General features: G+C 42.5%; 14 protein-coding genes and 1 tRNA gene. 9 read left to right on the top strand and 6 right to left on the bottom strand.

Annotation, left to right across the window (positions count from 1 at the left end; all coding sequences use genetic code 11):
• Positions 1-110: 110 nt before the first annotated feature.
• Positions 111-407, top strand: a complete 297-nt coding sequence (locus ATS76_RS04825) for a hypothetical protein (protein ID WP_058551273.1) — start codon at positions 111-113, stop codon at positions 405-407.
• Positions 408-520: 113 nt separating this feature from the next.
• Here ATS76_RS04825 and cysQ read toward each other — a convergent pair whose 3' ends face one another.
• From cysQ to cysG, 6 genes are read right to left on the bottom strand one after another with little or no spacing between them, the layout of a single operon-like run.
• Positions 521-1291, bottom strand: coding sequence for a 3'(2'),5'-bisphosphate nucleotidase CysQ (cysQ, locus tag ATS76_RS04820; protein WP_058405985.1), 771 nt, complete (start codon positions 1289-1291; stop codon positions 521-523).
• A gap of 5 nt (positions 1292-1296) precedes the next feature.
• Complete coding sequence (cysC, locus tag ATS76_RS04815; RefSeq protein WP_058551272.1) at positions 1297-1893, bottom strand: adenylyl-sulfate kinase; 597 nt, start codon at positions 1891-1893, stop codon at positions 1297-1299.
• Positions 1894-1926: 33 nt separating this feature from the next.
• Positions 1927-3651: an SLC13 family permease gene (locus ATS76_RS04810; RefSeq protein ID WP_058551271.1), complete on the bottom strand. Its 1725-nt coding sequence runs from the start codon at positions 3649-3651 to the stop codon at positions 1927-1929.
• 31 nt (positions 3652-3682) lie between these two features.
• Positions 3683-5107: a sulfate adenylyltransferase subunit CysN gene (gene cysN, locus ATS76_RS04805; RefSeq protein WP_058551270.1), complete on the bottom strand. Its 1425-nt coding sequence runs from the start codon at positions 5105-5107 to the stop codon at positions 3683-3685.
• Entirely contained in the window at positions 5107-6006 is a 900-nt protein-coding gene (gene cysD, locus ATS76_RS04800) for a sulfate adenylyltransferase subunit CysD (protein WP_058551269.1), read from the bottom strand. Before cysD ends, cysN begins: the two co-directional genes overlap by 1 nt.
• A gap of 51 nt (positions 6007-6057) precedes the next feature.
• Positions 6058-7482 (bottom strand): siroheme synthase CysG, encoded by a 1425-nt coding sequence (cysG, locus tag ATS76_RS04795; protein ID WP_058551268.1) that lies wholly within the window; start codon positions 7480-7482, stop codon positions 6058-6060.
• A 277-nt stretch (positions 7483-7759) separates the two neighbouring features.
• Here cysG and deoC point away from each other — a divergent pair, with 277 nt between their 5' ends.
• From deoC to rplJ, 8 genes are all read left to right on the top strand, one after another.
• On the top strand, positions 7760-8500 hold the full coding sequence (gene deoC / locus ATS76_RS04790) for a deoxyribose-phosphate aldolase (RefSeq protein WP_058551267.1): 741 nt from the start codon (positions 7760-7762) through the stop codon (positions 8498-8500).
• 13 nt (positions 8501-8513) lie between these two features.
• Complete coding sequence (locus ATS76_RS04785; RefSeq protein ID WP_058551266.1) at positions 8514-9362, top strand: SPFH domain-containing protein; 849 nt, start codon at positions 8514-8516, stop codon at positions 9360-9362.
• Between the two features lie 106 nt (positions 9363-9468).
• Positions 9469-9545 (top strand) — tRNA-Trp (locus ATS76_RS04780).
• A gap of 132 nt (positions 9546-9677) precedes the next feature.
• Complete coding sequence (gene secE / locus ATS76_RS04775) at positions 9678-10055, top strand: preprotein translocase subunit SecE (protein WP_006791265.1); 378 nt, start codon at positions 9678-9680, stop codon at positions 10053-10055.
• 4 nt (positions 10056-10059) lie between these two features.
• A complete protein-coding gene (gene nusG, locus ATS76_RS04770; RefSeq protein WP_006791264.1) occupies positions 10060-10617 on the top strand; it encodes a transcription termination/antitermination protein NusG in 558 nt (185 codons plus the stop codon).
• 214 nt (positions 10618-10831) lie between these two features.
• Positions 10832-11260 carry a 50S ribosomal protein L11 gene (gene rplK, locus ATS76_RS04765; protein WP_002958879.1) on the top strand — a complete coding sequence of 143 codons (429 nt, stop codon included), beginning with the start codon at positions 10832-10834 and terminating at the stop codon, positions 11258-11260.
• Between the two features lie 3 nt (positions 11261-11263).
• Positions 11264-11968: a 50S ribosomal protein L1 gene (gene rplA, locus ATS76_RS04760; RefSeq protein WP_006791263.1), complete on the top strand. Its 705-nt coding sequence runs from the start codon at positions 11264-11266 to the stop codon at positions 11966-11968.
• Positions 11969-12290: 322 nt separating this feature from the next.
• A complete protein-coding gene (gene rplJ / locus ATS76_RS04755) occupies positions 12291-12785 on the top strand; it encodes a 50S ribosomal protein L10 (RefSeq protein ID WP_054206867.1) in 495 nt (164 codons plus the stop codon).
• Positions 12786-12805 lie beyond the last annotated feature (20 nt).

The raw sequence follows: 12805 nt of genomic DNA, 5'->3' as shown, positions 1-12805 counted from the left end.
AAAAATAAAAAATTGACATGAAGTGTGCTATTCGTTGGATTTCGTATCATTCAACCCAACCTACAGCACTAATTATCAATTTTGAATGGAAAGGAAAAGGGATTTAACAAATGGCACTTTTATCGATTTCAGTGGGCGTTGCGTTTTTTGCAGTTGCTATTATTTGGTTTGGGTTTAGCGCTATATTTGGCCAAATGGAAAATTCAGGTTTTGCATTTGGTTTTATATTAGGTGTGTTTCCTGCGTTTATTGGCTTGGTTTTAATAGTGCCTAGTACGCTTTACCGAACTGTTTTTGTATTTGCCCAAAAACCTGAGCAAACCCGAAAGGAAAAGGTTATTTTATCGCTTGGTTTGTTTATAACTTTGCTGTGCTTTAGTGCGCTTATTAAGTTAACTTTTACATAATAAATAACTTAAGCGTTACTAAGCATTTTACTTTATGCTCACTGAGCAACTTTCATAGTAAAAGCTATCACTTGCCTTGCTGACAACTGATAGCTAACCACTCAAAACTGCGCTTACTCTTCTATCGCACTCACCACAAAATACGGATTCAAGTATTCATCTTTGGTGTTGTAAATAAGTGGGCTGCCATCAAGCTTAGTCACTTTAGCACCGGCTATTTCAGCAACTGCATGGCCTGCACCTGTATCCCATTCACACGTTGGGCCTAGGCGCGGGTAAATATCGGCACTGCCTTCGGCCACTAAGCATAACTTTAGTGAGCTGCCTTTTGATACCATTTCAACGTCATCGAAGCGTTTTACAAATTCAGCTAAATCCGGTGATGGGTGCGAGCGGCTACCTACAACACGTATTAACCCTTTGTTAGGCTTGGTGGTTACTTTGAGCTCAATTCGCTCATCGCCTTTGTCTTTAAACGCGCCAATGGCGTCAGCAGCTAGGTACGATACGCCAAGTGCTGGGGCATCGACAACGGCGAGTACCGGTTTACCGTTTTCGATTAGGGCTATGTTTACGGTAAATTCGCCGTTCTTTTTAATAAACTCTTTAGTGCCGTCGATTGGGTCTACTAGCCAGTAGCTTTTCCACGTTTGGCGAATAGCCCAATTTATGTCGGCGTTTTCTTCACTAAGAATGGGTATGTCGGGCGTAAGCTGTAGTAGCCCCGCTACAATGATCTTATGAGCTGCTAAATCGGCGTCGGTTACTGGGCTTTCATCGGCTTTGTATTCAACGTTAAAGTCCTTTTCGTAAATCCCCATAATGGCTTTGCCTGCGGTGCGGGCAAGGATGAGGGTTTCTTCTAGCAGTTCGGTTTGGTTCATTGGGGTTAACCTATTATATGCGTTTGTTTTAGATACGTTATCAGTTGGGCAACCGATTGGTCTAGGGTGTTTTTACTTGTATCTAAAATTATTTCAGGCTGGGTGGGGACTTCGTAGTTTGAGTCGATCCCAGTAAAGTGTTTTATTTCACCTGCGCGTGCTTTTTTGTATAGCCCTTTTGGATCGCGGCTTTCGCATACATCAAGCGGAGTATCTATAAATACTTCAATAAACTCACCGTCGTCTACTAAGTTACGCACCATGTCGCGTTCAGCTCTAAAAGGCGATATAAACGCAGTAAGTACTAACAAGCCTGCGTCGGTCATTAGTTTTGCGGTTTCACCTACACGGCGAATGTTTTCTATGCGGTCTTCGTCGCTAAAGCCTAAATCTTTGCATAAACCGTGGCGTACGTTGTCGCCATCGAGCAGGTAAGTGTGTACACCTTGTTGATTAAGCGCCGCTTCGAGTGCATTGGCTACGGTGCTTTTACCTGAGCCTGAAAAACCGGTAAACCATAAAATAGCCGGCTTATGTTTTTTTTGCTCGCTACGTTGTGCTTTAGTGGTTGCGTAGTTATGCCAAACTATATTTTCATCCATAGTGATGTGTCTCTTATGCTGTTTGCGCCAGTATTAAAACGGAAATACTAGCGGGATCAGGGTTAATACCGTGATTGAATAAATAATAGAAAGGGGCAAGCCCATAACAATGTAATCTTTTAAACGATAATTACCCGCGCTATACACCATTAAATTTGTTTGATACCCAAATGGTGATATAAAACTTGCCGATGCACCAAAAGCAACTGCCATAATAAAGGGGAGCGGGTCTACATTAAAGCCAACGGCAAGTGAATACGCAACCGGAAACGACAACGCAGCCGCGGCATTATTGGTAATCAGCTCGGTAAATAGTACGGTCATTAAAAATATGGCTATAAATGCGCCGTAAGGGCCAAAGTCGCCAAGCACCATAAATAGCGCACTCGATATTTGCCCAGCAAGCCCTGTGCCTATCATTAATTTTGCAAGGCCAATGGCGCTACCTACTACAACAAGTAACTCAAGCGGAAAGCGACGTTTTATTTCGTTAAGTTTTATGGTGCCGCTGAGCATTAAGCCAATAAGTAGTACCAATAAGCCTTTGACTAACGGCACGACCCCAAAAATACTTAAACCCAGTACACCGGCAAAGCTGAGCAATACAATGTTAGATTGTTTGGGCGCAAGGTGGGTTTGTAAATCAAGGCCTGAAATATACACAAACTCACGCTTTAAATTAGGCAGGCTGTAAAAGTTTTTACCGGGTGCCAAAATGAGTGAATCGCCGGCTTGTAATTGCACTTGGCCAAGGCCGCCTTGAAGGCGGTCGTGCCCACGGCGAATAGCAATAACAGCGGCGTGGAACTGCTCGCGAAAACGGATTTCTTTTACTGTTTTGCCTATAAATTTAGACGACTGGCTTACGACCACTTCAACTAAATGTTCGATGTCTTTTTCATGATTGTCGTGCACTACTTTTAAACCATCAAAACGGGTTAATAGCGGCACTGATTTGATGTCGCCTACAAATAATAGAATGTCGTTTTGTTGAATAATTTGCTGAGGCGTTACTGCGCATATACGTTCGTTATTACGAATTATTTCAGCGAGGAACAAGTCTTTTAAATCGCGTAGGCCGTTTTCTTCTACTGTGCGGCCTATTAATTTAGAGCCTGTTTGTATTTTACCCTCAAGGTAAAAAGGAACGACTTCTTGATCGCTCTTGCCGTTGTCGGGTAAGTATTTAAGCATGACCAAAATAGTAATAAGGCCAACACTAAGCGCCCCCAAACCCACTAAGGTAAAGTCGAAAAAGCCCAAAGGCTGCATGCCGGCATCTACCGCAAAACCGTTAACTATTAGGTTTGTTGAAGTACCAATTAGGGTAATGGTGCCGCCTAAAATAGCCGTGTACGACAGCGGTAATAATAGCTTTGAGGGTGAATGATTGGGGTTATCTTTTATTGCACTAATAAGCGAGGCAACCACCGCCGTATTATTAGTAAACGACGATAAAAATGCCGTAGAAATCCCCAGCTTTGTTACCGATTTAACTAAGCTACCTTTAGATAACGACATGGATAGCTTTTGAATTAACGTGGTTTTTTCGATTGCAATCGACACTAATACGAGGAGCACTAAGGTAATAAGTGACGGATTGGCGTAGTTAACTAGCATGTTTTCAAGGTCAATTAACCCGGCTAAATAGCTGGTGCCAATAGCGCTTACAAATAACCATGCTGGATTAATGCGGGTGCCAAAAAGGCACCCGACTAAGGTAAGCATTATGCCTGTTAAAACTAGCTGCTCTACCATGCTTTATTATTCCTAACAGACATTAATAAACTTACAGTTTTGAAATATCAAGCGCTTGCCAATGCGGGAAGTGCTTGCGTACTAAGCTATTAAACTCAACTTCAAAGTCACTGAAATCGCTTTTGCTTTTCTCGCTTTGTAGTACGTGTTCAATCATACCGGCTGCTACCGTTAAGTTAGATAAACGGTCAATTAGAATGAAAGAGCCTGTTTCGTGGTTATTGTGGTACTCGTCGGCCAAAATAGTTTCGGTTAGTTCAAGTGTTACAATTGCTATTTCGTTTAGCTGCAGTGAATCGGCTGTGCCGTGTTCAAGCGTGTTCACATCGATGGTGTGGTCAATCTTTTTAACTACCGCTGACGTGTTTTTGCTGCCTAGTTTTAGGTTGTAGTTTTTACCTAACACTAATGGCGACTCATGCATCCATACAATTTTAGCTTGAAGCTGATTAGTAACTGCCGCAGTTGAGCTTGCCGGCACGATTACGTCGCCGCGGCTAATATCTATTTCGCTATTTAGCGTAATAGTAATCGCTTGGCCAGCTTCTGCTGTGTCTAGGTTGCCATTAAAGGTGACAATTTCTTTAATGCTTGATGTTTTACCTGACGGTAATACTTTTACAGCGTCGCCTACTTGTAGTTTGCCCGATGCTAATGTGCCCTGAAAACCACGAAAGTTTAGGTTAGGGCGTATTACATATTGCACAGGTAAACGCGCTTCAAAACCGGTATCGGTTTCGGCTGCTGGTGAGTCTTCTAAAAGCTCAAGCAGTGGCTTGTCGGTGTAGTAAGGTGTATGCGCAGAACGCGTTACTACGTTGTCGCCTTTAAGCGCCGACATAGGTACAAACTTAATGTTTGATACGTTTAGCTGTTCGGCAAATTTAAGGTAATCGGCTTTAATGCGTTCATATACGGTTTCGTCAAAATCAACAATATCCATTTTGTTAATGGCTACAACAAACTGTTTAATGCCTAGCGAGTCGCAAATAAAGCTATGGCGCTTGGTTTGTACTTGCACGCCGTAACGCGCATCAACCAAAATAATGGCAACATCGCTTGTTGATGCACCCGTTACCATGTTGCGTGTGTATTGCTCATGCCCAGGGGTGTCGGCAATAATAAATTTACGTTTAGCCGTTGAAAAATAGCGGTACGCTACGTCAATGGTAATGCCTTGTTCGCGTTCAGCTTGAAGTCCATCTACGAGTAGCGCAAGGTCAAGATCTTCACCTGCATTACCTACTTTTTCGTTGTCTTTGTGAAGTGCAGCTAACTGATCTTCATAAATTTGGTGGCTGTCGTGTAACAGGCGGCCAATCAGTGTTGATTTACCGTCGTCTACGCTGCCACAGGTAAGCATGCGTAATAAGCTTTTGTCTTGTTGGCGTGCTAGGTAGGCGTCTATGCCTATTTCTTTTACTTCGTTAAATGTATCGTTATTTTGGCTAGACATTAGAAATACCCCTCACGTTTTTTCTTCTCCATTGAGCCTGCTGAGTCATGGTCAATCACACGGCCTTCGCGTTCTGATGACGTAGATAGCAGCATTTCTTCAATAATTTCGGTTAATGTACTGGCTGTAGATTCAACGGCACCGGTTAGTGGGTAACAGCCTAAAGTACGAAAACGGACCGATTTCATTTGTGGTACTTCGCCTTCTTCAAGTGGCATACGTTCGTCATCAACCATAATGAGTGTGCCGTCACGTTCAACTACTGGGCGCTCTTTAGCTAAGTAAAGTGGTACCATTTCGATGTTTTCTTGATAAATGTATTGCCAAATATCAAGCTCAGTCCAGTTAGAAAGTGGGAATACACGAATGCTTTCGCCAGGGTTTACTTGGCTGTTGTAGGTGTTCCAAAGCTCTGGACGCTGATTTTTTGGATCCCAACGGTGGTGCTTGTCGCGGAACGAGTAAACACGTTCTTTTGCACGCGATTTTTCTTCGTCGCGGCGTGCGCCACCAAAGGCGGCATCAAAGCCGTGTTTATTAAGTGCTTGCTTTAACCCTTGGGTTTTCATTATGTCGGTATGTTTACCCGAGCCATGAGTAAAGGGGCCAACGCCCATTGCTAAGCCTTCTGGGTTTTTGTGTACCAGTAGGTCAAAGTCGTACTCTTTTGCTATACGGTCGCGAAATTCAATCATTTCACGAAACTTCCAGTCGGTGTCTACGTGTAATAACGGAAACGGAATTTTTGCAGGGTAAAACGCTTTACGCGCTAAATGCAAAAGTACCGACGAGTCTTTACCAATTGAGTAAAGCATTACTGGGTTCTCAAACTCAGCGGCGACTTCGCGCATGATTTTGATACTTTCAGCTTCAAGTTGCTGAAGATGAGTTAAAGCCATTGTTAGTCGTCCTACTAAAATGATTAAAAGTTATAAAGTTAAATTTGGTTACTAATTTGCTATATCGGTTAACGGTTGCGCATAGCTACTTGTTTGGTTGTTTTGCCCAAACCATGCAAGTTGCGAGTGCAAGGCGGCTACTTCACCAATAATAAGTAAAGCTGGCGATACAATACGGTTGCGTTCAATTAAATCGGCAAGGTCACCTAATTGGCCTGTGACTACACGTTGGTTTTTACGTGTACCATTTTCGATTACGGCAACTGGCGTGTCGGCTTTACGGCCATGTTGCAATAGCTCAGCCTGAATGTGAGGCGACTTAATAACGCCCATGTATATAGCAAGCGTTTGATTTGGCTTAGCGAGCGATTGCCAGTCAAGTTCTTGGCCGTCTTTTTTACAATGCCCAGTTACAAATTGAATAGCCTGAGCATGATCGCGATGCGTAAGCGGAATACCTGCATACGCGCTACACCCTGCTGCAGCTGTAATTCCCGGTACTATTTGGTAATTTACGTTGTTGGCAGCTAATACTTGTACCTCTTCGCCGCCGCGGCCATAAATAAAGGGATCGCCCCCTTTAATTCGGCACACTTTTTTGCCTTGTTTAGCGAGGTCAACCAACATTTGGTTTGTATCTTCTTGAACAACACTGTGATCGCCTAAGCGTTTACCTACACAAACTAGGTCTGCATCACGACGCACAAGCTCCATAATTTCGTCAGACACTAAAAAGTCGTAAACAACGACATCAGCCTGTTGCATAAGTTGCAGTGCTTTAAGTGTTAAAAGTTCAGGATCGCCAGGACCTGCCCCTACCACATAAACTTCGCCCTCGGGCTCGGCTTTAGCGTCTAGCATTTGTTCAAGTTGTTGCTCAGCACCTTGGGTGTCGCCGGTTTGTACTTTACTTACAACCGATGAGTCAAACACGCCTTCCCAAAATTGGCGGCGATCAGAAAAGTGCTTAAAGCGCTGTTTTACTTTATCTCTAAAGCCACCCACCAGTGTGGCAAGTGGGCCAATGTGTTGTGGTATTAATGTCTCTAACTTTTCGCGTAAACGGCGTGCCAGTACAGGGGCTGTTCCCGCACTCGAAATAGCAATTGTAATAGGGTTACGGTCAACAATAGAAGGAAATATAAACGTACATTTAGGTTGGTCATCAACCACGTTTACAAACACATTGCGAGCATTGGCAAGCTCAAACACCGTGTTGTTAACTTCGTCTCGATCGGTTGCTGCAATAACTAGCATTTTTCCGTCTAGGTGTGATTCGTCAAAGTAAGCGTCTATTAGGGTCACTTCGTTGTGTTGTGCGTGTTCTTTTAATTCGTCACAAAACCAAGGTGCCACTAAGGTTACTGCTGCACGGGCTTTTAAAAACGCGCGACACTTGCGTAATGCGACCTCTCCACCGCCAACAACCAATACAGGTTTGTTGTCGAGTTTGGTAAAGATAGGTAAATATTGCACGTTGGTAACACCCCTAAACAATTTTATAAAACGCTTTAATCTGTTGCGCAGAATATAGCGGCTATGTGTAAGTAAAAAATAATTAAAACCAAGTTGATATAACCAAAAGTTATATTGGGTAGCGGTTTTAAGCCTAAGACTGAGTTAACAAGGGATTGCGGCTAGTTACAAGTAAAATAATAAGCTTAGAGTGTTTGGTTATGAGCTATAGCGAGTTTTTTTTAATTTGTTAATATGAGGCATATTAATTTTACCCAAGCAGGGCAATGGAGTTCGTATGACAAAACAACAAGACGCATTACTCGCAGTAGAGCTTATGGATTTAACTAGCTTAAACACCAGCGACACTACAAAAGACATTCAAACTTTGATCAATAGCATTAGGCCTGCACTAGGCACGCCAGCTGCGGTGTGTGTGTATAGCGATTTTGTTGACGATGCAAAAATAGCGCTTGCTGCACGGGAGCTTAGTCACGTTAAAGTCGCAACGGTGACTAACTTTCCAACAGGTGATGCTCCATTAAGCGATGTAATTAACGAAACTCTCATAGCCATTGAACGCGGTGCAGATGAAATCGACCTTGTTATCCCCTATAAAAAATTAACGGCAGGGGATACGCAAACCGCGCTTAACTACGTAAGTGAAAGTAAAAAAGCATGCGGCACCAAAGCTCAGCTAAAAGTAATCATAGAAAGCGGTGAGCTAAAAACCGAGGCGTTGATTGCTCAGGCGACCGAACTGGCTATTAAAGGCGGCGCTGACTTTGTAAAAACGAGTACAGGCAAAGTCGCTATAAATGCGACGATTGAGTCAACTAAGGTGATATTAACCACCATTAAAAACTCAGGTAAACGAGTGGGTTTTAAAGCGGCAGGTGGTGTTAAAACGGTAGCTGATGCCAGTGAATATTTAGCACTAGCCCGTTCAATAATGAGCGATGACTACCTACAAGCCAGCACATTTAGGTTTGGTGCTTCAAGCTTATTAAATGATGTGTATAAAAAATTAGAAAAATGATAAAGGATAAATAATGAGAACAAGAAATTCAGGGATGCAAAGTTTGGTTAATAATTTAATTAAAGGTGCCTTTGTTGTAGGTGTAATTGGATTTGGTTTAACCGCGTGTACTAACCCGAGTACTCCCGCAGGCGAAGAAGGTTATGTTTACGAAAAACCACGGGTATTTGGCGAAGGTGGTTACCAAGGTACCATGATAGGGCCTGCTAATTATGGTATGTCACTGTTGCGTAATGAAGTGGTAAACATAGATATGCGGCCTAATACGTATACCGAAACATTTAGAATACTTGCTAATGATGATTTAAACATTAAATTCGATTTTCACGCTGTTATTGCCATTCAAAGTGGCTCAGTGCGAACCGTTGTTGAACAATATGGTGCAGAAAATTGGTACAAACGTTTTGTGCGTGAAACGTTTAGAACTTACGTAAGAGATACCGTGCAAAAGTACGACAGTGGTGAACTTAAAACAAACCGCGAAAAAATAGCACAAGAGGTCACACTGCGTTTGCAAGATTATTTATCAACCACCCCCTTTAAGCTTGCCAATGTGGTTGTAGGTAATATTAACTATCCTGACATTGTTGCTAATGCGGTTGAGAAAAAGCTTGCTGCGCAACAATTGCTCGCTGAAAAAGAAACACAAAAAGAAATTGCGCGAAAAGATGCAGAAATACGCGTCGAAGAAGCAAAAGGCATAGCGCAGGCACAAAAAATTATTAACGCTACGCTTACGGCTAATTATTTACAACATGAAGCCATAAATGCGCAAATAAAAATGGCTGAGTCGCCAAACCACACAACGGTTTATATTCCTGTGGGTAATAATGGCGTGCCACTCGTTAAAGGGGCTAATTAAGCCTTTTTATTATTAAGGACTTAATTGTTTATCGAGATTTTACATTGCGTGTATCTTTTAGGCTTGTGTAAATGATTTGCGTAAGTATAATAGGCATCCACTTTGCAGGGGCGTAGTTCCAATTGGTAGAACAGCGGTCTCCAAAACCGACGGTTGGGAGTTCGAATCTCTCCGCCCCTGCCACTTTACTCACTAATATGAGTAAGTCTGGGGTTAAAAATCGGTTTAAATAAGTCTGTTTTTAAGTTTAGATTTTAATGGATTAACCCTGCCGACGTGTAGGGTTGTTGTGTCTGTAGTTAAGGTAATAATATTATGAGCACGAATGTAGAAACACCATCAAGTGGGATGGAATCAGTAAAGTGGTTAGTAGCAATCGCGCTACTTGCAGGCGCAGTTGTTGGTAACCATATGTATGCAGATCAGTCTGTATTACTACGTGCTATCGGCGTTGTGGTTGCAATAGCGGCCGGATTAGCCATTGCCTCACAAACTTTTAAGGGACGTACTTTCCTTGCTTTTGCTAAAGAAGCTCGTATTGAAGTACGTAAAGTTATTTGGCCAACGCGTCAAGAAACTACCCACACGACATTAATTGTAATGGTTGCAACCGTGATTATGGCGCTTATCCTTTGGGGATTAGATGGCATTTTATTCCGCGCTGTTGGCTTTTTAACTGGATTGGAGATCTGATCCCATGTCGGATGAGAACAAAGAAATTAAATTACGTTGGTACGTAGTACAAGCATTTTCTGGTTATGAAAAGCGTGTAGCTCAAACGTTAACTGAACACATTAAAATTGAAGGTCTTGAAGAGAGCTTTGGTGAAATATTAGTACCAACTGAAGAAGTTGTTGAGATGCGCGCTGGCCAAAAGCGTAAATCTGAGCGCAAATTCTTCCCAGGTTACGTATTAGTACAAATGGATATGAATGACGCTAGCTGGCACTTAGTGAACAGCACAGAGCGTGTAATGGGCTTCATTGGTGGTACATCTGACCGCCCAGCGCCAATTAGCTCTAAAGAAGCTGACCGTATTCTTAACCGTTTACAAGAAAATGCTGAAGCACCTAAACCTGCTACATTATTTGAACCAGGTGAAGTTGTTCGTGTTACTGATGGTCCATTTGCCGACTTTAGTGGTGTGGTTGAAGAAGTTGACTACGAAAAAAGCCGCGTAAAAGTATCTGTACTTATTTTTGGTCGTTCTACGCCAGTTGAACTTGAGTTTGGTCAAGTTGAACAAGATAAGTAATTGATTAAAAAAGCTTCGCTAGAGTTTTTATAAATTTTGGCACGAAGCTTGAAAAAGGCCGCTGATTAACTTATAATCAGCGGCCTTTTTGTATTAAGGTAAAAATTTATTTTTACTGTGCAAAAAGTACGAAACCAATTTTTAAACTGGGAAGCCGTTAGAGTACGCGTCCTCGCGCGCACAAGGCTAAGACCCACCAAATGAGGTATTTATAATGGCTAAAAAAGTTGAAGCTCTAATCAAGCTACAAGTTGCCGCTGGTATGGCTAACCCTAGTCCTCCAGTAGGTCCTGCACTAGGTCAACACGGTGTAAACATCATGGAATTCTGTAAAGCGTTCAACGCACGTACAGAATCTATCGAAAAAGGCGCTCCAGTTCCTGTAGTGATCTCTGTTTACGGTGACCGTTCATTTACGTTCGACATGAAAACGCCACCTGCTGCTTACTTACTTAAGAAAGCTGCTGGTATCAAGTCAGGCTCAGGCCGTCCTAACACTGATAAAGTAGGCACAGTAACTCGTGCTCAACTTGAAGAGATTGTTGAGACAAAACGAACTGACCTTACAGCTGCCGATATGGACGCAGCGGTTCGCACTATCGCAGGTTCTGCGCGTGCGATGGGCTTGAACGTAGAGGACTAAGAAATGGCTAAATTAACTAAACGTATGCGTACTATCCGCGAAAAAGTGGAAGTAACTAAAGATTACGAAATCAATGAAGCAGTTGCTCTTTTAAAAGAGTTAGCAACAGCTAAATTCGTAGAAAGTGTTGACGTTGCTGTTAACCTTGGTATCGATGCTCGTAAATCTGATCAAAACGTTCGTGGTGCAACTGTACTACCTAACGGTACTGGTCGTGACGTTCGCGTTGCAGTATTCACACAAGGCGCTAACGCAGAAGCTGCGAAAGAAGCCGGTGCTGAATTAGTTGGTATGGAAGATCTTGCTGAGCTAGTTAAAAAAGGCGAGATGGATTTTGACGTTGTTGTTGCATCTCCAGACGCTATGCGTGTTGTTGGTCAACTAGGTCAAATTTTAGGTCCACGTGGTCTAATGCCAAACCCTAAAACTGGTACTGTAACACCTAACGTTGCAGAAGCAGTTAAAAATGCGAAAGCTGGTCAAGTGCGTTACCGCAATGACAAAAATGGTATCATCCATACTACTATTGGTAAGGTTGATTTCACAGCTGAGCAACTTCAACAAAACCTTGAAGCTCTAATTGTTGCACTTAAGAAGGCTAAACCTTCTCAAGCTAAAGGTGTTTACTTGAAAAAAGTAACTATCTCTACAACAATGGGCGCAGGTGTTTCTGTTGACCAAGCTACTTTAAACACAGTAGTTGCTTAATTTAGTGTTTACATGGCACGAAATTTGTACTATAATTTCGCGCCATTTTGTTGATTAATTTATTAATTAGCAAAATAAAGAATTCGGGTTGAAGTCCATAATTTCGGTGCGCCTTTGGCAAAGCGATAAATTGGGCTTCCGTCCAAGACCGTAGGCGGCTTAGGCCTTAATTTTACCTACGTAGACGGTGTAGACCCCAGATAGATTTTTCCTAATCCTTCTGGCTCTCGCCGTAAAAAGCATCTCTACCTTTGTTTGGTAGGGAAGAGTAGAACAGGGGAAACCGATTGTCGGTAACCCCATTAAACCAGGAGTAACACCCATGGCTTTAAATCTTCAAGGCAAAAAAGCAATAGTTGCTGAAGTCAACGAAGCAGCCAATGGTGCTCTATCTGCAGTTGTTGCAGATTCTCGTGGTGTAACAGTTGGCGCAATCACTGCCCTTCGTAAAGAAGCTCGTGAAGCTGGTGTATGGATGAAAGTTGTTCGTAACACTTTAGCAAAACGTGCTCTTGAAGGAACAGATTTTGAGTGTCTTTCTGATTCATTTGTTGGTCCAAGCTTAATCGCTTTCTCATCAGAGCACCCTGGTGCTGCTGCGCGTATCTTTTCAGATTTCGCGAAAAAGAATGAGAAATTTGAGCTTAAAACGGCCGCTTTTGAAGGTAACGTAGTAGATGCAGCTATGCTTGCAACTCTACCTACATACGACGAAGCTGTTGCACGCTTAATGAGTGCTATGAAAGAAGCGTCTGCTGGCAAATTGTGTAAAACAATTGAAGCAGTACGTGTACAGAAAGAAGAGCAAGCTGCTTAATTTTAAGTTGTTTAATTCTT

The sequence above is a fragment of the Pseudoalteromonas sp. 10-33 genome, assembly GCF_001469195.1.
Classification (GTDB): domain Bacteria; phylum Pseudomonadota; class Gammaproteobacteria; order Enterobacterales; family Alteromonadaceae; genus Pseudoalteromonas.
The sequence above is the reverse complement of the archived record's forward strand: the minus strand, read 5'-3'. Positions and strand labels throughout refer to the sequence as shown.